This is a genomic window from Ruegeria sp. THAF57 (assembly GCF_903914075.1).
Classification (GTDB): Bacteria; Pseudomonadota; Alphaproteobacteria; order Rhodobacterales; family Rhodobacteraceae; genus Ruegeria.
The window spans coordinates 28,857-50,356 of the sequence record NZ_CAIWNQ010000009.1 but is presented as its reverse complement, the minus strand read 5'-3'; the positions used below and the strand labels follow the sequence as shown (position 1 = coordinate 50,356).

21 protein-coding genes are annotated in these 21,500 nt (G+C 56.0%); 8 read left to right on the top strand and 13 right to left on the bottom strand.

Annotation, left to right across the window (positions count from 1 at the left end; genetic code table 11):
• Window positions 1-24 precede the first annotated feature (24 nt).
• Together accD and RUESEDTHA_RS17925 are read left to right on the top strand one after the other, a co-directional pair.
• Window positions 25-957, top strand: coding sequence for an acetyl-CoA carboxylase, carboxyltransferase subunit beta (accD, locus tag RUESEDTHA_RS17930; RefSeq protein WP_180888043.1), 933 nt, complete (start codon window positions 25-27; stop codon window positions 955-957).
• Entirely contained in the window at window positions 954-2,228 is a 1,275-nt protein-coding gene (locus RUESEDTHA_RS17925) for a folylpolyglutamate synthase/dihydrofolate synthase family protein (RefSeq protein WP_180888042.1), read from the top strand. The genes accD and RUESEDTHA_RS17925 overlap by 4 nt, the downstream gene beginning before the upstream one ends.
• Window positions 2,229-2,291: 63 nt before the next feature.
• Here RUESEDTHA_RS17925 and zapE read toward each other — a convergent pair whose 3' ends face one another.
• A complete protein-coding gene (gene zapE, locus RUESEDTHA_RS17920) occupies window positions 2,292-3,350 on the bottom strand; it encodes a cell division protein ZapE (protein ID WP_180888041.1) in 1,059 nt (352 codons plus the stop codon).
• Between the two features lie 146 nt (window positions 3,351-3,496).
• On the opposite strand from zapE, the gene RUESEDTHA_RS17915 reads away from it, so the two are divergent.
• Entirely contained in the window at window positions 3,497-4,732 is a 1,236-nt protein-coding gene (locus tag RUESEDTHA_RS17915; protein WP_180888040.1) for an MFS transporter, read from the top strand.
• A gap of 1 nt (window position 4,733) precedes the next feature.
• On the opposite strand, the gene RUESEDTHA_RS17910 is transcribed toward RUESEDTHA_RS17915, so the two are convergent.
• The 5 genes from RUESEDTHA_RS17910 to RUESEDTHA_RS17890 form a co-directional block, all read right to left on the bottom strand.
• Window positions 4,734-5,354, bottom strand: coding sequence for an HAD family phosphatase (locus RUESEDTHA_RS17910; protein WP_180888039.1), 621 nt, complete (start codon window positions 5,352-5,354; stop codon window positions 4,734-4,736).
• 102 nt (window positions 5,355-5,456) lie between these two features.
• Window positions 5,457-5,912 (bottom strand): YaiI/YqxD family protein, encoded by a 456-nt coding sequence (locus tag RUESEDTHA_RS17905; RefSeq protein WP_180888038.1) that lies wholly within the window; start codon window positions 5,910-5,912, stop codon window positions 5,457-5,459.
• Window positions 5,909-7,357 carry a Si-specific NAD(P)(+) transhydrogenase gene (gene sthA, locus RUESEDTHA_RS17900; protein ID WP_180888037.1) on the bottom strand — a complete coding sequence of 483 codons (1,449 nt, stop codon included), beginning with the start codon at window positions 7,355-7,357 and terminating at the stop codon, window positions 5,909-5,911. Before sthA ends, RUESEDTHA_RS17905 begins: the two co-directional genes overlap by 4 nt.
• A 3-nt stretch (window positions 7,358-7,360) precedes the next feature.
• Entirely contained in the window at window positions 7,361-8,194 is an 834-nt protein-coding gene (gene fghA / locus RUESEDTHA_RS17895) for an S-formylglutathione hydrolase (protein WP_180888036.1), read from the bottom strand.
• A 105-nt stretch (window positions 8,195-8,299) separates the two neighbouring features.
• Window positions 8,300-9,229 carry an AEC family transporter gene (locus RUESEDTHA_RS17890; protein ID WP_180888035.1) on the bottom strand — a complete coding sequence of 310 codons (930 nt, stop codon included), beginning with the start codon at window positions 9,227-9,229 and terminating at the stop codon, window positions 8,300-8,302.
• Between the two features lie 146 nt (window positions 9,230-9,375).
• On the opposite strand from RUESEDTHA_RS17890, the gene RUESEDTHA_RS17885 reads away from it, so the two are divergent.
• A complete protein-coding gene (locus tag RUESEDTHA_RS17885) occupies window positions 9,376-9,993 on the top strand; it encodes a TetR/AcrR family transcriptional regulator (protein WP_180888034.1) in 618 nt (205 codons plus the stop codon).
• Between the two features lie 133 nt (window positions 9,994-10,126).
• Window positions 10,127-11,872 carry a sugar phosphorylase gene (locus RUESEDTHA_RS17880; protein ID WP_180888033.1) on the top strand — a complete coding sequence of 582 codons (1,746 nt, stop codon included), beginning with the start codon at window positions 10,127-10,129 and terminating at the stop codon, window positions 11,870-11,872.
• Here RUESEDTHA_RS17880 and RUESEDTHA_RS17875 read toward each other — a convergent pair.
• Together RUESEDTHA_RS17875 and RUESEDTHA_RS17870 are read right to left on the bottom strand one after the other, a co-directional pair.
• Window positions 11,856-13,085, bottom strand: coding sequence for a glycosyl transferase (locus RUESEDTHA_RS17875; RefSeq protein WP_180888032.1), 1,230 nt, complete (start codon window positions 13,083-13,085; stop codon window positions 11,856-11,858). The genes RUESEDTHA_RS17880 and RUESEDTHA_RS17875 overlap by 17 nt on opposite strands.
• Window positions 13,086-13,104: 19 nt before the next feature.
• A complete protein-coding gene (locus RUESEDTHA_RS17870; RefSeq protein WP_180888031.1) occupies window positions 13,105-13,866 on the bottom strand; it encodes a mannosyl-3-phosphoglycerate phosphatase in 762 nt (253 codons plus the stop codon).
• 306 nt (window positions 13,867-14,172) lie between these two features.
• On the opposite strand from RUESEDTHA_RS17870, the gene RUESEDTHA_RS17865 reads away from it, so the two are divergent.
• Window positions 14,173-15,267: a Xaa-Pro peptidase family protein gene (locus tag RUESEDTHA_RS17865; protein WP_180888030.1), complete on the top strand. Its 1,095-nt coding sequence runs from the start codon at window positions 14,173-14,175 to the stop codon at window positions 15,265-15,267.
• 81 nt (window positions 15,268-15,348) lie between these two features.
• On the opposite strand, the gene RUESEDTHA_RS17860 is transcribed toward RUESEDTHA_RS17865, so the two are convergent.
• Window positions 15,349-16,026: a GntR family transcriptional regulator gene (locus RUESEDTHA_RS17860; RefSeq protein WP_180888029.1), complete on the bottom strand. Its 678-nt coding sequence runs from the start codon at window positions 16,024-16,026 to the stop codon at window positions 15,349-15,351.
• 342 nt (window positions 16,027-16,368) lie between these two features.
• On the opposite strand from RUESEDTHA_RS17860, the gene RUESEDTHA_RS17855 reads away from it, so the two are divergent.
• Both RUESEDTHA_RS17855 and RUESEDTHA_RS17850 read left to right on the top strand, forming a co-directional pair.
• On the top strand, window positions 16,369-17,232 hold the full coding sequence (locus RUESEDTHA_RS17855) for an SGNH/GDSL hydrolase family protein (protein WP_180888028.1): 864 nt from the start codon (window positions 16,369-16,371) through the stop codon (window positions 17,230-17,232).
• 22 nt (window positions 17,233-17,254) lie between these two features.
• Entirely contained in the window at window positions 17,255-18,139 is an 885-nt protein-coding gene (locus RUESEDTHA_RS17850; protein ID WP_180888027.1) for an SGNH/GDSL hydrolase family protein, read from the top strand.
• Here the strand turns inward: RUESEDTHA_RS17850 and RUESEDTHA_RS17845 are convergent.
• From RUESEDTHA_RS17845 to RUESEDTHA_RS17830, 4 genes are all read right to left on the bottom strand, one after another.
• Complete coding sequence (locus RUESEDTHA_RS17845; protein WP_180888026.1) at window positions 18,136-18,528, bottom strand: hypothetical protein; 393 nt, start codon at window positions 18,526-18,528, stop codon at window positions 18,136-18,138. The two genes, RUESEDTHA_RS17850 and RUESEDTHA_RS17845, sit on opposite strands and share 4 nt — an antisense overlap.
• Window positions 18,529-18,609: 81 nt before the next feature.
• Complete coding sequence (locus RUESEDTHA_RS17840; protein WP_180888025.1) at window positions 18,610-19,011, bottom strand: DM13 domain-containing protein; 402 nt, start codon at window positions 19,009-19,011, stop codon at window positions 18,610-18,612.
• Window positions 19,012-19,252: 241 nt separating this feature from the next.
• Window positions 19,253-20,227 carry an NADPH:quinone oxidoreductase family protein gene (locus RUESEDTHA_RS17835; RefSeq protein ID WP_180888024.1) on the bottom strand — a complete coding sequence of 325 codons (975 nt, stop codon included), beginning with the start codon at window positions 20,225-20,227 and terminating at the stop codon, window positions 19,253-19,255.
• Window positions 20,228-20,254: 27 nt separating this feature from the next.
• Entirely contained in the window at window positions 20,255-21,460 is a 1,206-nt protein-coding gene (locus RUESEDTHA_RS17830) for an acyl-CoA dehydrogenase family protein (protein ID WP_180888023.1), read from the bottom strand.
• Between the last annotated feature and the right edge of the window lie 40 nt (window positions 21,461-21,500).

Sequence of the window (21,500 nt, the reverse complement as noted above, 5' to 3'; positions counted from 1 at the left end):
AAGCCGCACTAGCAAGGTTCCGATATGAACTGGATCACAAATTACGTCCGCCCCCGGATCAACTCGATCTTCTCGCGTCGGGAAGTGCCCGAAAACCTTTGGCACAAATGCAACGAATGCGGGACGATGCTGTTTCACCGCGAGTTGGCGGAAAACCAAAATGTCTGTACCCAGTGCGACCATCACATGGCGATCACGCCGCGGGACCGCTTCAAGCATCTGTTTGATGGCGGAATCTTCACCGAGGTAGACGTTCCCGCCCCCAAGGACGACCCGCTGCAGTTTCGGGATCAGAAAAAATATCCCGATCGCATGAAGGCCGCTCAGAAAAAGACGGGTGAGAAAGAAGCGATGCTTGTCGCCAAGGGTGAAATCGGGCGCACGCCGATCGTTGCCGCGGCACAGGACTTTTCCTTCATGGGTGGGTCGATGGGCATGTATGTCGGCAACGCCATCATTGCCGCCGCGCAAGAGGCCGTAAAGCTCAAGCGCCCGCTGATCCTGTTCTCGGCTGCGGGTGGCGCCCGGATGCAGGAAGGTATTCTAAGCCTGATGCAAATGCCGCGTACCACGGTGGCAGTTGAAATGCTCAAGGAAGCCAATCTGCCTTACATTGTCGTGCTGACACACCCAACGACCGGCGGGGTTACGGCATCATATGCCATGCTGGGCGACGTGCATATCTCAGAACCCAACGCCTTGATCTGTTTTGCCGGGCCGCGCGTTATTGAACAAACCATCCGCGAAAAGTTGCCCGAAGGGTTCCAGCGCGCGGAATACCTGCTGGATCATGGAATGTTGGACCGGGTGACCAAGCGCACAGAAATGCGTGAGGAACTGATCACCATCACACGGATGTTGATGAATCAACCTCCTGCGGTCAAAGGTGACCTTCCACCGCCCAAACCTGAAGAAGAACAGCCCGGCAATCCGGCTGACACTGCACAAGAGAAATGACCCCTCAGTCGTCGGATCTCATCCTCGAACGGATGATGGCGCTTCACCCCAAGATCATTGACCTGACCTTGGATCGCGTATGGCGTTTGCTGGCCGCGCTGGAATATCCGCAGGAAAAACTACCGCCCGTCATCCATATTGCCGGAACAAATGGCAAGGGGTCGACGCTGGCCATGATCCGGGCCGGGTTGGAAGGAGCGGGTCTTAAGGCCCATGCCTATACCTCACCTCACCTGGCACGGTTTCACGAACGCATTCGCCTCTCCGGAGATTTGATTTCTGAACCTGAACTGACCGAAGTGCTGGACGAGTGTTACGCCGCGAATAACGGCGAGAACATCACGTATTTTGAAATTACAACCTGTGCGGCGCTGCTGGCATTTGCACGCGCGCCTGCGGATTACACCCTGCTCGAAGTCGGATTGGGTGGACGTCTGGATGCGACAAACGTCGTGCACAATCCTGCGGTCACAGTAATCGCCCCTGTATCCATCGACCATGAACAATTTCTGGGGAATACCCTTGGAAAGATCGCGGCCGAAAAAGCGGGTATCATCAAATCCGGGGTCCCTTGTATCGTTGGGCCGCAACAGGATGAATCGCTGGAGGTGATTGAATACACCGCCGCACGCCTAGGCGCACCCCTGTTGATTCATGGCCAGCACTGGCATGTCGTCGAAGAAAACGGACGTCTGGTGTACCAGGACGAAACAGGTCTGCGTGACCTGCCACTGCCGAACCTCCTGGGCGCTCACCAGATTCAGAACGCAGGCGTGGCCCTTGCCGTCCTACGTCATCTGGATCTGGGTGACGACGCGTATGAGGCCGCCGTAACAAAGGCTGAATGGCCAGCACGGATGCAACGATTAAAGTCGGGGCCCTTGGTCGAGCAAGCCCAAGATGCTGAACTATGGCTGGATGGCGGTCACAACGCCGCCGCGGGCGTTGCGCTTGCGGATGTGCTTGCGAAACTTCCGTCACGCCCAACGCATATGATCTGCGGCATGCTGAACACAAAGGATGTAACCGGGTACCTACAGCCTTTGTCCGATCAGTGCCAAAGCCTGACGGCCGTTTCAATTCCGGGCGAGGCTGCAACCCTTAGCGCCGATGAAACGGCCGCCGCCGCTGCCCAGGTAGGACTGGCATCGACCACTGCAGACAGCGTCACAGATGCCCTTCGGTCCATTGTCGGCAATGATCCTCAGGCTCGCGTCCTGATCTGCGGTTCCCTCTATCTGGCTGGGAACGTCCTGCACGAAAACGCCTGATACTTCACCTGGCCCAAAAATATCCCGGGGGAGGCGCGGCTTGCCGCGACGGGGGCAGAGCCCCTAATTCCCCCAATCCTGATCCTGCATTTCTCGCAGGCGTGACGCGGTACGCTCAAATTCAAAGGTGCCTTCACCTTCGACATACAGCATCTCCGGTTCAGCCGCCGCCGAGCAGATCAGCCGCACTTTGGCCTCGTATAACGCATCAATCAACGTCACAAAGCGCTTGGCTTCGTTAAAATTGTTCCGCGACAGACGGGGGATATCCTCTAGCACCAGAACCTTGACCGCCTCTGCAATGGCAAGATAGTCCGCAGGCCCCAGCATCCGACCACAAAGATCATAGAAGCTGGCCCGTGCAACACCATTCCGAAACTCAGGTAACTCAACCGCACGGCCATTGACCTGCAATATCAGCGGATCTGCAACGCCGCCGGACAGGTCGTTCCAGACCGAGCGGATGTTCTGACGAGCTTCAGGTCCAATGGGCGAAAAATAGACAGGCGCTCCTTCCAAACGGTTCTGGCGATAATCCGTTGGCGAGATCAGCTCCCACACCTGCAGCTGTTCCTTGATATGGGCAATGAATGGCAGGAAGAGTTGCCGGTTCAAACCATCCTTGTACAAGTCGTCAGGGTGACGGTTCGACGTCGTGATCACGACAACCCCACCTGCGTGCAGCAGATCGAACAGACGCCCAACGATCATGGCATCCGTGATATCCGTGATCTGCATTTCATCAAATGCCAGCAACCGAACCGACTTGACCACGGCGTCCGCAACCGGGGCCAGGGCATCTTCAACACCGTCGTTTCTGGCCTTGTGCATACCCGCATGAATTTCCTGCATGAAAGCATGAAAATGCACGCGCCTTGCCGGAATGCCATCAAGGGCGTCGACGAACATATCCATCAACATGGACTTGCCGCGCCCAACACCGCCCCACAGATACAATCCTTTAGGCGGCGGGGATGGCTTGCGAAACAAACCGCGCTTTACCGGTTTCGCCAACGCTGCGCGGATACGTTCAAAATGCGGTAGAACTGCCTCTTGCGCGTCATCCCGTGTGAGGGTTCCATCTGCGACGCGAGCCTCATAAAGCGAAATCAAATCCGTCATAGCCCGAGGCATACCCTCTGCATCGCGCATTGAAAAGCAGCCAAACCTGCCCTCCATCAATTTTGCTTATCCACGGCCCCAAAACTTCTGAATTGACCGGACTAAATTTTGATTTAGCGTCTGCCTTCCAATGTCATGAGGTTTCAATGCCCCAGCCACCGCGCCTTCTGAACCCAATCCTGATTGTCGGCTGCATTATCGTGACGGTCAGTTTCGCCGTGCGCGCGTCATTTGGTGTGTTCCAGATCCCAATTGAACAAGAGTTCGGATGGCTGCGCACAGATTTTTCGATGGCTATCGCAATTCAGAACCTGGCTTGGGGAATCGGACAGCCCATATTTGGCGCTATTGCGGAAAAAACCGGCGACCGGCGTGCCATTGTGTTGGGGGCACTGACTTATGCCGCTGGCATGGTACTGTCAGCGTGGTCGGTGACGCCGTTCGAACATCAGATGTACGCATGGCTTGTTGGGTTCGGCATTGCCGGGACGGGATTTGGCCTTGTGCTTGCCGTCGTTGGTCGCGCCTCTTCGGATGAAAACCGGTCAATGTCTCTTGCCTTGGTAACCGCCGCCGGCAGTTGTGGGCAGATAATTGGTGCTCCGGCAGCCGAATGGATGCTGACATTTCTTCCTTGGCAGCAGGTATTTATCGTCTTCGCCATCGCGATTCTTGCATTGATTTTGACGCTGCCATTCATGCGGGCACCGCAAACGGTGTCGAAGGCAGAATTACAGGAAAGCATGGGGGAAATATTGGGGCGGGCCCTTCGCGATCCTTCCTACACCCTTATTTTCCTTGGATTCTTTAGCTGCGGGTATCAGCTTGGGTTTGTGACGGCCCACTTCCCTGCCTTCGTGACCGAGATGTGCGGCCCGATCATGCCGGGGGGCATTTTGCATTCAATTGGCATCACATCGACCTCTGCGCTGGGGGCCGTGTCCATCTCTTTGATCGGTCTGGCGAATATCGGAGGCACCTTGCTGGCGGGATGGGCTGGAAGCCGCTATCCCAAGAAATACCTTCTGGCGTCCGTCTACACCGCGCGAACTTTTGCGGCCGCAGCCTTCATCATCTTTCCGATCACACCTCTTTCCGTGGTTGTCTTTTCGTTGGTCATGGGATCGCTTTGGCTGGCAACCGTGCCGCTGACCTCGGGTCTGGTCGCGCATCTTTATGGTCTGCGTTACATGGGCACCCTTTACGGGATTATCTTTTTCAGCCACCAGCTTGGCAGTTTTCTGGGTATTTGGCTTGGAGGACGCTTGTATGACCAATATGGCGACTACACGCTGGTTTGGTGGATTGGGGTCGCAATCGGGGCATTCAGCGCAATCGTTCACTTGCCTATACGTGAAAACAGGGATGCAGTCCCCGCCTGAGCTAGACGGCTTCTTCGGGCGTCAACAGTCCTTCTTTGACAAGGCGATCAGCCCACCCCTGCGCGCCCTCAAAGTGGTGCGTCTGCCATCCACGTGAATACGCCGTTTCAATGTTTTCAAGGCGATCGTCGGTGAACAACAAAGTATCGGGTGAAAGGCCGCAGTCTTCTTCGACCATTTGGTAGATTGGGACGTGCGGTTTAACCGCTTGCAGCCTGCCTGAAACATAGTGCCTGTCGAACTCGTTCAGAAATGGGTAGACCGTTGTCGCATAGTCAAAATTCTGCACTCCGAAATTGGTCAGAGCAAAAACTGGCACGCCTTTTCCCCGCAAAGCACGCTGCAAGCGGACCGAATGCGGAATTTCAGGCGCGGCCAGTTCGATCCACTTATCGTGCCACATCCGGATTTCTTCGCGCCACTTGGGGTATTTCTCGGCCCAGGCATAGATCGTGTCCGTGAAGTGAAGTCCTTGATCCACAAGGTCGTTCATTCCATGCAGATCGACTTCTTCAAACATGGCCCGGCGACGGTCTTCGCCGATCACCTTGTCGTAGTAGCGCTCGGGCTGCCATTCGATAAGGACATTTCCGATGTCAAAAACTACGGCTTTAACCGCCATGGGCACACCTGTTCTGAAGGTTTCTGTCGGCGCCGACTGAATCAAGTCAGGCGCAGATTGACAAGACCCAACCGCAGCGCAAAACGCCCCCCGGCGCGAAGACTATCCTTTTTGCGCCGCCCTCAATTCCCGCTCCAGCGCGTCCAGAAACCGCGATCTATCAGCCTTGCCAAAGGGTTTACCGCCACCGCCAGCACCAAGCGGATTGGCGGCGCGAAGGTCCGCCATCAGGTCACGCATCGCCAGTTGTTGTCCAATATTGGCTGCGGTGAACGCTTCGCCGTTGGGGCGCAAAACGCGCGCACCAGCCTCAACACATTTCGCGGCCAGCGGGATATCGGACGTGACAACCACATCACCTGCGCCACAACGCTCGGCGATCCACTTATCGGCCTCATCCGCACCCTCAGATACGATGACAACCTGCACCAGCGGGTTGGCCGAAGGTCGCAAGCCGCCGTTGGAGACAAGGGCGATTTGCACCTGGTGCCGTGTTGCGACGCGTTCCGCCTCGGCTTTGACCGGACAGGCGTCGGCGTCGATGAACAGCGTCGTCACGCCTTCTTCGCCTTTTTTTCCGCTGGTGTTTTGCGCACCTTGAACTCATCCGGGATGGGCATTCGGTTGAACGCATCCAGACCTGCGATCTTGTACGCCTCGGCCAGTGTCGGATAGTTGAATGTATTCTGTACGAAATAATCCACCGTTCCCTTCAGGTTCAGCACCGCCTGCGCGATGTGGATCAGTTCGGTCGCGCCTTCGCCGACAATTTGCACCCCCAAAACCCGCCGGGTTTTCAGCGAGAACAGCATCTTCAGCATCCCATGCTCCAGCCCCATGATATGCCCGCGTGAGGTTTCTCGGAACCGCGCCACGCCGACCTCGTATGGGATGCCGCGCTCCTGCAATTCTTCCTCGGACATGCCGCAGGTGGAAATCTCGGGCACCGAATAGATGCCATAGGGATACCACGGGCTTTCCGGAAGGGTAGGGGTCTCCAAGGCGTGGCATGCGGCTACGCGGCCCTGCTGCAGCGATGTCGATGCCAGCGAGGGGTGCCCGATCACGTCGCCCGTCGCATAGATATGCGGCACGGCAGTCTGATAGGTTTTGCGGTCCACGTTGATCCGGTTGCGATGGTCTGTCTCAAGCCCCACAGCCGACAAGTTCAGGGCCGAAGTCGCACCCATTCGACCAGCCGCAAATAGCAGCATCTCGGCCCGCACGTGACGCCCATTGGCCAAAGTCACCTCGACATGGCCACCCGCATCTTCGATCTTTTCAACCGCAGAACCCAAACGCAGGTCCACGCCGTTCTCGCGGATCTGGTGCGTGAAATCGTGGATAAGGCGGCTGTCGATGAAATCCAGAAACGTGTCGCGCGGTTCGATCAGCGTAACCCGCACGTCCAGCGCCGAAAACATGGTGGCATATTCCACCCCGATCACACCCGCGCCAATCACGCAAAGCGACCTTGGGATTTCGGCCATCTCAAGAAAATCGTCGCCATCGACCACAGTCTTGCCGTTGAAGGGCACATAGTCGGGGCGGTACGTTTTGGTGCCCGTCGCAATCAGAAATTTTGCAGCAGTCAGGCGGGTCGCGTCACCAGCATCGGTCGCGACCTCAACCTCATGCGGGCCGACAAATCGCGCCAGCCCATTCAGGGTTTCCACGTGGTTCCGGTTGAACTGATGTTCCAGAACGTCAACTTCATGATCAAGCGTCATGTGCAGACGCGCCTTGAGGTCGTCGGCGCGGATCTGATCCTTCACCCGGTACGAGCGGCCATAAAAACTGCGCTCGCGCCAGCCCGACAGGTTCAGCACCGTCTCGCGCAGGGTCTTAGACGGGATCGTACCGGTATGTACTGACACGCCGCCGAACCGATCCTTTCGGTCGATCACCAGCACCCGGCGTTTCAGCTTACCCGCCTGAATCGCCGCCGACCGCCCCGAGGGGCCAGACCCGATGATGATCAGGTCGTAATCATAGTCGCTCATGCCTCAGTCTCCGTACAGCGCCTCGGCGTGAAAGGTGATGTGATCTTCCATGAAGGTCGATACAAAGAAATACGAATGATCATAGCCCGGCTGCAGGCGATAGGTGGCCTGCTGGCGACGTTCTGCAATCGCTTGCGCCAGCGCCTCGGGGCGCAGCAGGTCGATGAACTGATCACTGGCCCCGGTGTCGATCAGGACGGGTCCGTCAAAACCCTTTTCCGTCATCATCAGCGAGGCATCATGCCTGACCCACGCGCCCTCATCATCCCCCAGATAGGCCGCCAATTGTTTGCGGCCCCAATCCGCACCCGTCGGGTTCGAGATCGGCGCAAAGGCCGAAACTGAACGGTACCGCCCCGGCAGGTTCATCGCCAGCGTCAGCGCACCATGGCCGCCCATGGAATGCCCAGTGATAGCCTGACGGTCCATATCGATTGCGAAATGCTCTGCCAGCAGCGCGGGCAGTTCCTCGGCCACGTAATCCCACATGTTGAAATGCGGGGCCCATGGGGTTTGCGTCGCGTTGACATAAAACCCGGCACCCTGACCCAGATCGTAATCTTCGTGATCAGCCACGCCTTCGCCACGCGGTGAGGTATCGGGAAACACAACCGCAATTCCCTGTTCAGCCGCCCATGCCTGCGCCCCGGCCTTTGTCATCGCGTTTTCATGGGTGCATGTCAGCCCAGACAGATACCACAGTACCGGGACAGGTCCGTCTTTTGCTTCGGCGGGCAAAAACAAGCCAAAGGTCATGTCGCATTTACACGCGGAGGAGGTATGGCGATAGACGCCTTGCACGCCCCCGAAACAGGCGTTTTCCGATAGGGTTTCCATCTGGCTCGTGTCCTTACGTTAGGTTCGGGCCATGGCTACCCTTACCAAGCCGCTGCGTAAAGCCTGTGCGCGACGGGTTGAGGGGATAATTCGAAGCGCAGAAACCTAAAGCGCTCCGACCCAGGCAATCACAACGGGTACGGTCAGAATGCTTGCGGCAGTAGACAGAAGGATTGCCGCCGATGCCCTGTGCGGCGCAACGCCGTAATGTGCGGCCAGCATATAGACGTTACCCGCAACCGGCAGAGCGGCCGCAGCGATGGCTATTGACGCTGGAAATGTCGCGACGGGGATCACCCAAATCAGGACGATTGCAACACAGGCAGGATGTACCACCAGTTTGCAAAAGCTGAGCCACCCTGCAATTTGCACGCGTTCCGCCGACTTGCTGGCCAATGACGCACCAATTGCAAACAGGGCTCCGGGCGTCGCAGCACCACCCAAAATTGTCAGAAAATCGTTCAGTGGTACTGGGACCGGGACTTGAAACGCAGACCACAGCATCCCAGCCGAGATCGAAACGATCATGGGGTTCTTTATCAGGCCGACAGCAATTAACCGAAACGTAGACGGGGTCAGCCGCCCATCCCGTCCTCCATTGATCAAGATGACGATCAACGACGAAAAGACGACAAGATCCACCGTAAGAACTAGCATAACCGGCCCGATCGCGGCTTCGGTGAACAAAAGCGCCAGCATCGGCAGGCCCAAAAAGCCAACATTGCCAATGGCTGCGCACTGCGCTTCGACGGCCGAGGTTGGAACGTCCAGACCTCTGATCCAGGCGACAAAAGTTGCCAGCGCGTAGACAGCAAAGGTGCCCAGAAGGTATCCCAGCACCAGCTTCGCATTGAAGATTTCAGCAAACGGAAGCGTGGCGGCAAATCGAAACAGCATCGCCGACAACGCAAAATAGAAGACAAATTTGGTTAGATACGCTGTCGCATCTTCCGAGAAAAAACGGCTGCGCCCGGCCCAATATCCAAGGCCGATGATCGCAAAGAAAGGAAGTGTGCGCAGAAAGATATCGACCATGGCCAGAGTGTTAGCACGGTTTTAACTGTCGGCAAGCCCGCTTGCCCAAAGCGGGTCCACTTGTTCACCCAAGGGCGTTTCTGCGAGAATCGTTGAATCTGAACTGAACGGTTTATAAACTTGGAACCTGCAGCCAAGGAGGAACAATGCCCGAGTCAGCCACCATCCTGCGTACAGGTCGCAAATTCGATCAAGTGGTACGTGGTGCCCGTGAAGTATTCATGGCGGATGGTTTCGAAGGCGCAAGTGTGGACGATATCGCACGCGCGGCTGGTGTCTCAAAGGCGACCTTGTACAGCTACTTTCCTGACAAACGCCTTTTGTTCATGGAGGTTGCTCATACCGAATGCAGCCGGATGGCTGAAAACGTCTTGTCGATGATCGACGATTCCAAACCAGTGCGCGAGGTGCTGACCGTAGCTGCAACCCAACTATCCACTTTTCTGGTGTCCGAGTTTGCGCAGCAGGTTTTTCGCATTTGTGTGGCCGAACGCGACAGGTTCCCGGAATTGGGTCAAGCGTTTTATGAGGCCGGTCCGCAAAACGGCGTCCGTCACTTGGTGGAGTATTTTAGGAAGGCCGTTAATCAAGGCGAACTGGCCATCGACGATTTGCAAATCGCCGCAGAGCAATTCTCAGAGCTTTGTAAGGTGCGCATCTGGGCCCGTGCCGCATTTGGCATTCAGAATAGCTTTTCCCAGTCTGAAATCGACGAAGTGGCGCGGCAGGCAGTTGATTTGTTCATGACCCGCTACGCTGTGTGAGCCTTCTGTCACCGGTGACATGTCCAAAAAATGTGCAGGGTGTCGCAGGTTGAGTCAAAGAACCGCCGTTCGGTTTGACAGGCTGGCCGTTCTGGAAAACCATCAGGCGGATGCAGCGAAGGGCCCCTGACTCTTGACCAGTGATAATACCAGCTTTTCCCGACGCCTGAATGACCTGCTTGTTCAGATCTACCCCGACCATGATCAATCGATACTGGCGCGACAGATTTCCGATGCCTTTTGGCCGTCCAATACGCACAGGCGCAAACAAGGCCGCAAGCCCGGCAATAAGTTGTGGTCAGAAAAAGACAGCGTCCTGATAACCTATGGTAACTCGATCGAAGATCAGGCGCACAAACCGCTGGACCTGCTGCACGATTTTCTCGTTCGCCACCTGAGCGGGGTGGTCAACGGCGTTCACATCTTGCCGTTCTTTCCGTTCACTTCTGACGACGGGTTCGCTGTTTCCGACTACTATAGCGTCAGCACTCAGCTTGGTGATTGGTCAGATATCACGCGTATCGCCAACGATTTTCATCTGATGTCCGATCTCGTGTTGAATCATGTCTCAAGCCAGGGCGCGTGGTTCACCAACTACCTTCAGGGCAAATCCCCCCACGACCGGTTCTTTTTTGAGGCGTCACCCGAGGATGATCTGTCCGAGGTTGTGCGCCCCCGCACCACGCCGTTGCTGCGGCAAGTGGAAACGAGTGAGGGTGAGAAATACGTCTGGTGCACGTTCAGCCACGATCAGGTTGATCTGGATTTCTCAAACCCCGAAGTTTTGGTCGAGATGTTGCGGATTATCCGTCTGCATATCGACAAGGGAGTGCGCATATTGCGACTGGATGCGGTGGCTTTCATCTGGAAAGAAATCGGCACCAACTGCATTCACTTGCCGCAAACCCATGCGATCGTGCAGCTTCTCAGGTTGCTGTGCGACTATGCAACTGAAACACTTGTACTACTGACCGAAACAAACGTCCCGCGGACCGAGAATCTGAGTTACTTCGGCAACCGGAACGAAGCGCACGCCGTTTACAATTTCCCGCTGCCCCCTTTGATCCTGCATGCAATGCAGTCAGGCACAGCGAAATACCTAAGCGAATGGCAAGCCGCGATGCCGCCCGCGCAGCTGGGCTGCGCGTATCTGAATTTCACCGCCAGCCACGATGGGATCGGGATGCGACCGGCCGAGGGATTGCTGCCCCCCGACGAAAAAGAGCGCATGATCGACACGGTGCGCCGCATTGGCGGACTGGTTTCAATGCGCGCGCTTCCCGATGGGCGCGAAGAACCCTATGAGCTGAACTGCGGCTATTTCGAAGCCATGGCCGAGACATTTCACGGCCCCGATCAATACCATCTGGCGCGGTTCATCTGTTCACAGACCATCGTTATGTCTTTGGAGGGGATACCGGCCTTCTACATCCACTCCCTGCTGGCCACACCCAATGATCACCAGGCGGTCGAACGGCGGGGCATGAACCGGGCAATCAACCGGCATCGCTGGCATTATCCTGACCTGCTGGCAAGGCTGGCCGATCCGGGGTCAAATCAGGCGCTGGTGTTGTCGGAACTGTCCAAGCGCCTGCGCCTGCGGGCGCAACAACCGGCCTTTCATCCGAATGCCACTCAATTCACACTGCGGTTGGATGATCGCGTCTTTGGCATCTGGCGGCAAAGTCTGGATCGCAGCCAGTCGATCTTTGCGCTGCATAATGTCTCGGCCGAGCAGGTCCATGTCAGCCCCGCCGAGATCAACATGATCGCCGAAGAAGTCTGGACCGACGCCCTGACCGGAGAAATCCTGGCCACCAATGGCCCCGATATCGTGTTGGCCCCGTATCAGTGCCGCTGGATCACGAACGCGGGGTGAACTCGCCCAGATCGTCGGACACCGCCGCCTTCAGGCGCAGCAAGAATTCAGGATCAGCCGAATGGACCCTGTTCCATGTAGGGATGAACGGTGTCTCGTGCGGGTTGTCTAGAAACACCTGCCCGGCGCGAATGATATTTTCGGCGAATAGCTCGATGGATTTCTCTTCCTTGTGGCGGTCCAATTCCAACCCATTCATCTTGGCGTCGGTATAGTAGCCTTCCAACAGATCCAACGCAGAGCGGTAATAGGTTGCCTTGAGTGTGCGGAAGGTGTTGGGCGTGAAAACGGTGCCATCGGCGGCCAGTTTGCGGAAGATCGCCTTGCAAATATCGGTGGACATGCGCGACAGGCCGCGATTTGCGTCCTCAGGCGATAAATCCTGATGTTTGTGGTCGTAATTGTCGGCAATTTCGACCTGACAGACGGATTTAGGAGCCAGATTGCGCCACGCCTCGGACAACACTCCGATCTCAAGCCCCCAATCGGATGGAATGCGCAGGTCGGGCAGGGTAGGCGTGCGAATTGCAAACTCACCCGATAGCGGATAGCGGAAGCTGCGCAGATAATCGAGATAATCGCGGTCCCCGATTACCTTTTTCAACGCGATCAACAGCGGACTGACCAGAAGGCGCGTCACACGACCGTTCAGCTTGCCAGACCCGATACGGGGGTAAAACCCTTTGGCCATCTGAAACGGAAAGGTCGGGTTGACCACCGGATAGACCAGCCGATCCAGCATCTCGCGGTTATACGTGACAATGTCGCAATCGTGAATCGCCATAACGGAACTGTCCGCGCAGGCCAGAAGATAGCCTATACAAGACCAGACATTCTTGCCCTTGCCGGGTTCCTGCGGCGCAAGGCCCAAGGCTTTCAGATGTTCCTGAAGATGCGTCAGACGGGGGCTGTCATTCCAGATAACAGCGTGGTTTTGCGGCAAGTCGGCAAAGAACGCACGGGCTTTGCGGTACTGCTCTTCATCCGCTTGGTCCAGGCCAATGATGACACGGTGAAGATATGGGACCTGCGACAGTTCTTTAAGGATACCGGCAAGGGCCGGCCCCTCCAACTCGGAATAGAGACATGGCAGGATCAGGGTGATCTTGCGGGTCTGTGCAAAGACCGAAATCTCATGCGACAGGTGGCCACTGGGTCTGCTGCGCAAATTGTGTAGCGTCGTTATGTTTCCGTTCTGATGGAAGTCTGCCATGTCGTTCGCCTTGTTTTTGTCAGAACTCTGCAGTCAGGGTCAGGATGGCCTCCGACCAACCTTGGGGACCGCTGCTGTCTGTCCTGAATATGCGTGACTCAATATGAGGTGGAAAAGGCGGAATGCCCGGCCCATCCGGGTTTGCAACCACGACGCCTTGATCCGCAGCCATTAGCATTTCAATGTCATTTGGCGCGTCACCCAAGGCGATTGATCGGCTTGGTCTTAGCTGCTGAACAACGTCCCTTAAGGCGTCCGCCTTGGTTTTCCCGAAGGACATGGTCAAGAACCGCCCCCCGCGACTGGCAAAAAGACCCATGTTGCGCGCTTGCGCAACGAAGCGGTCCAATTCAGCTTCCGTGCCCGTCCACAGCCCGGGCTCGCTGAATCTCCGCGTTCGAGCACGGGCGGCTTGAATGGGGTTAAGCCCCGTCGCATCTGCCACATCCTGATCGGACATATCGCCAAACCCGACAAATCCCGTGGGCAGTTGGGAAAGCACCGTGCGCAAGTCCTGATAACGGTCCCCTTCAATATCGGGCGCATCGGGCCACAGGATACCCGCCCCATTTTCAACAATTGCCGGCATTCGCGTGGAACCAAGTTCCTGTTGTAGGGGCGCAATCTCTGCCGCTGTTTTGCTGCTGGCCAATACAAGCCCCGCACCGATTTCCGACAAGCGTTTAAGCCCCGGCTGTGCAGCCGCCCAACGATAATTGTGATGATCCAGCAGCGTCCCATCGAGATCCGAGAAAACCAGCAATTTTGGGTCGGCGGTCATGTGGAAGGGCGATCAATTCGTTCTTTCATTGATTAGAAGTAAAAATCCGTGACCATTGGATGTAAATCCATACTGGCCAAATGCGCGTCAAACCCAAATCCTACGCCCAATATTTGTGCAAATGCGTGGTGGTCGCTATCTGGCTCGGTATTGAGTTTTGACCATGGGCACTTTGGGCACGGGCCCAAAACACACCCTCTGGGCAGTTACATCTTCCATGGTGTAAGTGTCCAAATAGTTGCAGATTATTGGCAAGAGCTGACCGATGCGGCGGCTCGACCCTACTATCTTGGGAGGTCGGCACACATGCCGGATTTGTCGGAATACAGTAAACTGGCAAAGGACATGTCAGTAGATGCCATTGCCCTTGTGCCCGGCCCGAATTTTACCCGCGCACTGGGCAAACCCTTCATGAGCCACGAACGACCCTTTGTGGTCGTAATCCCGGCTGTGGGCACGCCTGCCGCGATTGTGCCCAATCTGGAACTGGGAACGTGGGAATTGGTCGGTTTTGAGGGGGCCGTTTTCGACTGGATGGACCAATCGGGCTATGACAGCGCCTTTGCTTCATTGGCCGCTCATATGCCGCTGAGGTCACTTGCCGTTGAAGGGCAAGTGATGCGGGTTTTCGTGTCCAAGGCCCTGACCAATGCGATGCCCGACTTGCAAATCGTAGATGCTGAGCGCGAGATTTCTGGTTTGCGGATCATCAAGACCGACGCCGATATTGCCGCGTTGCAGGCCGCGATTGATATCTCGGAACGCGCGCTGGAACGTGTGATTTCAACAGTTCGCGTCGGGCAAACCGAAAAACAGATCGAACAGGCGTTGATCCAGGCGCTGTTTGCTGAAGGCGCCGCGTCGTTGGCTTTTGCGCCGATTGTCGCCGCCGGGGACAACTCGGCTCAACCACACGGCAAAGCCCGCGCGGATTATCAGATCAAACCCGGCGATGCGCTGCTCTTCGACTTTGGCGCGCGCAAACACGGTTTTGCGGCGGATATCACGCGTACATTCTTTGTTGGTGAGGTTTCGGACGAGGGCAGGGCGGTTTACGATACAGTCCTTCGCGCGAACCTCGAAGGGTTCAAGGCCTGTTGCCCCGGCGCGAGCGCCCATGACATCGACGACGCGGTTACAAATGTCCTCGAGGCTTCGCCCTATGCCGACCGAATACGCACCAAGACGGGTCATGGTCTGGGTCGCGACGTGCACGAAGCGCCGTATATCATGCGCGGCAACCAACAGAAAATCCTGCCGGGGATGGTCTGGACCAACGAGCCGGGCTTGTACGATCTGGGCAATTTTGGCGTTCGAATCGAAGATGATGTTCTTGTGACCAAGGATGGTTGTCGGTCGCTGACCAGTTTTCCCAAAGATCTGACAATCATAGGCCGCTGACATTTGGCTGGTTCACGAAACGTGTTGGAATGACGGGTCACTCCAAATGCCCGTCAGTGCCCTGTGGTCTGACTATTCAGATTAGCTTTCGGCTTTGCGGGTCGCGATGACCATAGCCAGCAACTGTTCCTTGGTGCGCTGGATGTGGTTCGTCAGCAGCGCGCAAGCAGCCTCTGCATTGCGCGACCGCGCCAGTGCCAATAACTGACGGTGCTCCTCTTTAGCTGGCTCTCGCTGTTCCATCACACTCAGGTGCATCCGCACATAACGGTCAGATTGCAGATTGACCCGTTGTAGGATTTCGTTGGTAATCCCGCGCTCTGCGGCGGCGTATAACGCCGTGTGATATTCGTAGTTCAGGCTGCCCCATTGTCCGACGTCATATGTTTCATAGGACCTTTCCATTTTGTTCAACAACTCTTCGCAGATGACGAAATCCGCCTCTGTCATCTGGGGGATCGCCCGTTTGAAAAGGTCGACTTCCAACAGGATTCTAAGATCGAAAATCTCTCCGATTTCCGATAGGGAATGAGTTGTTACACAGGCCCCCCGATTGTTAGTCAGTTGGACCAGGCCCTCGGCATCCAGCCGCTTGAGCGCCTCACGTATCGGCATGCGGGATACATCATATTCCTCTGCCAACGCTTCTTGCCGAATGGTTTCACCTTCCACCATCTCTCCACTCAGGATACGCTCGCGCAGGTCGTTTGTGATGACATCAGGCAAACTTTGGCGATGAATCGCGCGGGTTTTTGGCATTGGGATAGTCTCTGGCATTTCCACTTTGTATCCAAAATACGAAAGGACGCCACAATGTCCAATAGCCTTGAGTTTCATTGCCTTTGTTATCGAGCGGCTTTGCTCAGAAGCTTTGGTAACCGTAGAGTTGCAGGCCTTCGCGAATGGTGAGGGATAGGGGCGTGTCCCTGTATCCAAACAACCGGGCATCCATGTTCCCCCATTTAGGACCTCAGCCAGATCATCACGGCACGCGCGGTGGATATAACCAGGTATTGATTGGTGTTACACCGCAAAATCCCGCATTCTGGCGCGAATGACGGGGAATAGTCCGGCTGCGGGACGACTGTTGAAGGTGAATACGTGACATTGCTCAGAACATCAGTATTCGGACTTTGGCTGGCCATTGTTGCGGCCCTAAGCGCACAGCCCGCGGTGGCGCAACCGGATATTCTGATCCTGGGGGACAGCCAGATTTCGTTCGGGGCAGGCAAAGAGTACCTGAGGTTCTTCGATGAACTGGCGGATCGGTGCAAGATGACGCCGGAACGCAAAAAGGCACTGGGTAACCTCGGCAAGCGCGAGACTGCCGCGATTGGCGTCCGTTCGACATCCTTGCAGTCATGGACAACACCCAAAGGGGCCGCAAAAGGTGCGATTTGCGATGTCGACAAGAAATTTGGGGTCAATGCCGGGGCCTATGGTATCGAAGGCAACCCTGACCGGGTGTTCATTCAGATCGGCAAGGGCAACGCCTATCAGTTCTGCAAACCCAAACAAACCGCGTTTCAAGCGATGTTTGATGATGGATACTACAAACCCGAATTGCTGGTTCTGACCTTTCTGGGCAATTCATCCGATCGCTGGGCGAATTCTCCTGATTTGGCCCAACAGGATGCCCGCCGCACGCTGGAACAAATTCCCGACGAGATTCCATGCATCTTCATCTCAAGCGTGCCGGTTTATCTGAAAAAGACCAACGACAAACGGATGAAAGCCCAAACCGCAATAGCCCACGCCTTGCGGCAGGCGGGAACGCAATGTGCCGTGGTCGAAGGGTTCAACCGCAAGACACGCGACGCGATCGAAGGTCAGCCCGCTTATTTCCGCCGCAACGATGCGGGCAAGGTCAAGGACCCGCACCATCCAAGCCGGGCTGCGGTCCGGGCGTTTCTTGACATTAACACGGCCGAAATCTGCGACGCGGTATTTTCGGCCGTGAAATAGAGGTAAGGACTGCAGGGGGGATATGCAGGTGTTCAAAAAGATGGTCGCAACTGTTTGCGCCTTGGCCTTCACCACTCTGGGGGCAAGCGCAGAGGATTTTACCTCGCCCGAGATTCTGATTATCGGGGACAGCCAGATATCCTTTGGTTCGGGCCCGGCTTTCTTGGAGTTTTTCAGCGATATCAAGGACCACTGTCACCCCAATGCCCGGCAGAAAAAGCACCTTGAACGCCTTGGGGAAATGCGGGTCGGGGTGATAGGTGTCCGGTCCAGTTCAATCGACTCGTGGACTGCCCGGTCGGGGCGGGCAAAGGACACGATCTGCAAGGTGGACCCGAAATGGAACGTGAACGCCGGCGCGTATGGATTTGTGAATAAGACCGGCAACAAGTATGTGCAGATTGGCAAAGGAAGGGAATATCAGTTCTGCGCGGCCAAAACCTCACCGCTCGAAGAGATGCTGCGGGACGGTTATTATGATCCCAAGCTGATCCTGATGTCCTTTCTCGGCAACTCGGCCAAGCGGTGGGCCAACAACCCCGAAGCAGCCGTACGGGATGTTGAACGCCTGCAAGCGCAACTGCCTCCCGACCTGCCGTGCATTTTCATGACCACAGCGCCCGCTTACAAGAAGAAGATCGTAGATTTGCGGCTGCGGGCGCAGAAGAATCTGATGGATGCGTTCAAGGTCACGGGACTGCGGTGCACGTTCGTACCTGGTGCTACCCCCGAAACGGTTGCGGCCAACCAAGGCAACAAGCATTATTTCCGCCTGAACAAGAGCGGCATGGTCAAGGACCCATACCATCCGAACGAGGCGGCTGCTAAGAACTTCTTTGCGCTGGAAATGGACCAGATATGTTCAGCCATTTTCGACCAGATCGAACCGACCAGAGAACAAAGCTAACCCCCAGATCGGCCCGCATGCCTGCGTGGCAGGACGGCCGCCAGAATGACCGCCCATCCAAGGATACCCTGCCCGTGGGCACTTAGGTTCTGCTCATACGAGAAAATCAGCATTTCCAGAGACTTCAGAGGGTCGCGGGGTGGCCAGATCACCCATTGCAAGGGTAGATCGGGAATGACCAACCGATAATACATGTAATAGATTTGCGGCGACAGCCACACGAACAGCCAAAATAGGGATAACGCCCCGAATAATCGCACCCAGATCGGGAAAGGGCGTAAAGCACGACGTGCCAGAAGCACCATCAGCAGAAAAAGAATGGCGCTTAACAACGCCAGTCCGACTTGCCCCCAACCTGACAAATCAAAAAAGGAATCCTGACGGTACAAACCTGCCCTCGCTGAGTGCTGGGTAAAAGGACGAAAACCGCCCACCTTGGCGGGCGGTTTTACAATGCCTTCAAGGACCGCTTAACTCAGCGGGGCCACCGCCAGGATCACGGTGAACTTCTCACAATAGATATAAAGCTCGTTGTACTTGGATGTGTCGATCCCGGCCGGGATTTTAAACGAAGCTTCGCCTTTCTTGACGGTCAGCTTGTCGTGAATCTTTGAACCATTGGCATAGGTCTCACCATTGCCGAAGCCGATCTTGATGTCCGGTGGGTTTTTGCTGGGGTCAAAGACATAGTCGTTTTTGAGTGTGACTGTATCACCGGTGACCGAGACCGTCCCCTTAACGTTATAGCCACGACGCCCGGACAGGCTACCGGTGCGTTCCTTGTCCCCGGCAAATGCAGCAGGGGTTCCGAGTGCGAGTGCGGCTGTTGAAGCAAGTCCCAGCTTCATGAACTGGCGGCGTTTGATCGTCATGGCGCATGTCCTATCCAAATCTAAGATGGAAAGATTCTGAGCAGACTATGTGCGCTCTGCCAACTCACATCGCATCGAGGGAATTTGAGACTCTGAAACAAATCAGTTCTGTTACCAAACCGCTCGAACCAAATCCTTGTCCCTGAAGAATTGCTCTTCAATTCGCGATTGATCGTCGACCGAGCGCGACCCATCCGATCCTCGATGTAGATTAGCCAGACTTGGAAAGTGGGTGGAACACCTAGACTTGCAGAACAATACGCCCGATCACTTCACGCTCATTGAGAGATCGGAAGGCTTCAGATGCGTCCTCCAACTTCAAGACGCGATCGATAAGTGGGCGCAGTTCGCCTTCAGCAATCCAGTTCATTATCTTGTCTGCTGCATCCTTGGCTTCCGATGGGAACTTCTCGGCCCATGCACCTTCGAACACGCCAACCACCGAGAAGCCTTTGAGCAGAGGCAGGTTCATCGGTAGGTTTGGGATCTCCCCGCTCACAAACCCAATTGGCGTGATGCGCCCGCCCCACCGCATGGACCGGGCAATTTTTACAAAGGTGTCTCCGCCTATCATCTCAAAGCAAACATCCAACCCATTTCCGTCTGTAAGGTCTTGGATTTGTTTGCGCAGGTCGCCTTCACGCATATTGACGACTGCATCGGCGCCTGCCTCCTGCAGTGCGCTCATTTTGGCGGTGTCACCAGTTCCTGCAAGGACGCGCACACCAAGCATCCGCCCCATGTCAACGGCGGCAAGTCCAACTCCGCCAGTGGCGCCCGTGACCAACAGGGTCTCACCCGGTCGCAGCGCGCATCTTTGGACCAAAGCGTGGTAGGCTGTCATGTAGTTATGCAAGACGGTTGAAGCGACCGTAAGGTCGACGCTTTCGGGTACTTTCGCGCACTTCCAGTGTTTGGTTACAGCACGTTCCGCGTAACTGCCGTGCCACATTTGCCCGACGACACGATCACCTGGCTTGAAGTCGATGACCTCGCTCCCGACCTGTAAGACAATGCCTGCGGCGTCGGTTCCCGGTACATAAGGCAACTCTGGCCGCAGTTGATAACCACCTTCCGCCATGAGCTTGTCCATAAAACTCACGGCGGCGGCATGCACCTCGATGAGAACTTCATCGGCTGCTGGAACAGGCTCTGGCGCTTCGCCAAGTTCAAGCGCATCAGCGCCCTCAAATTTCGAACATAGGACAGCGCGCATAGCCCAAACTCCTGTATGTATAGCGTACTATTCCGCCGCTAGGTTTGTATCGTTTTCGTCAGTTTCGCCATACCCCTTTGGCACAGGAAGGTCCGGCAGACCAGCCGCACGTTTTTTCAGCGCTCTACCAATCACGACGCGGCTGATTTCGGTTGTTCCGTCAACGATCCGCAGCATCTGCGCCAAGCGTGATAGTCGATCCAGCCCGTAAGGCTGCAAAAGACCCATCCCACCCAGAACCTGGGTGCAGGTGTTCGCGGCTTTTACCGCAGCGTCGGGGACAAAACGTTTTGCATGTGCCGCCATAAGTGGCCCCTCAGGGGTGCCAAGGGCTTCGGCTGCCTTGCGGTAAAGCAGCTTGGACGCTTCGAGATCTGTTGCCACCTCTCCCAGCATCCACTGAATGCCGTCAAGGTCGAGGTTCTTGCCGCCAAACATCTTGCGGTTCTTTGAATAGGACAGCGCAGTATCCAGCGCAGCCTGCATCAGGCCACAACACCCAGAAGCGATCGAGACCCTTGCGATGTCGATCGCCATCAATGAGCCCTGCAAGCCTTGGCCAATTGGAAGAATGATATTTTCTTCGCTGACCACGACGTTGTCAAAATACATCTCGGAAATCGGCAGGAAGTTATAGGATGGTGTATCATAAATTGGACCAAAGCTGATACCCGGCGCATCTGCTGGGATCGCGATCATGGCCATGTCCTTATGACCAGGCTCATCCGAGGTTTTGACAACGGTAAAGTAGATGTCGGCCTCAGTCGCCAAGCTGACCCACGCTTTAGCGCCGTTGATCGTCCAGGTGCCGTCACCGTTGATTGTTGCATGGGTATACATCTTCATCGGATCAGACCCGGACTGCGGCTCTGTCAGCGCGAAATTTGCAAGCTTACGGCCTGAGGTCAGATCGCGAGCCCATTCCTCTTTGAACGCGTCGGTCCCGTATCCACACCCTGCAAAAGTACAAATGTTGTGCATGGAAATCGCAAATGCGTAAGCTCCATCGCCTGTTCCCAATTGTTCATAAACCTGAATACCCTCGGACAGCGGCAAACCCTGTCCGCCCCACTCTTTCGGTGCGTAGAGACCAGTCAGACCCGCCGCACCTGCCTTGTCAGAGGCCGCGCGAGGCCAAGCCCTGTTATTGTTCCAGGCGTCAACATTGGGCAGGATCACTTCACTGGCGTGATCGCGCGCGGCGGACAAGAGGGTTTCAAGATCAGACGACATGGCCTTGGTCCTTTCAGTTGAGCGCAAATATCCAATCTCG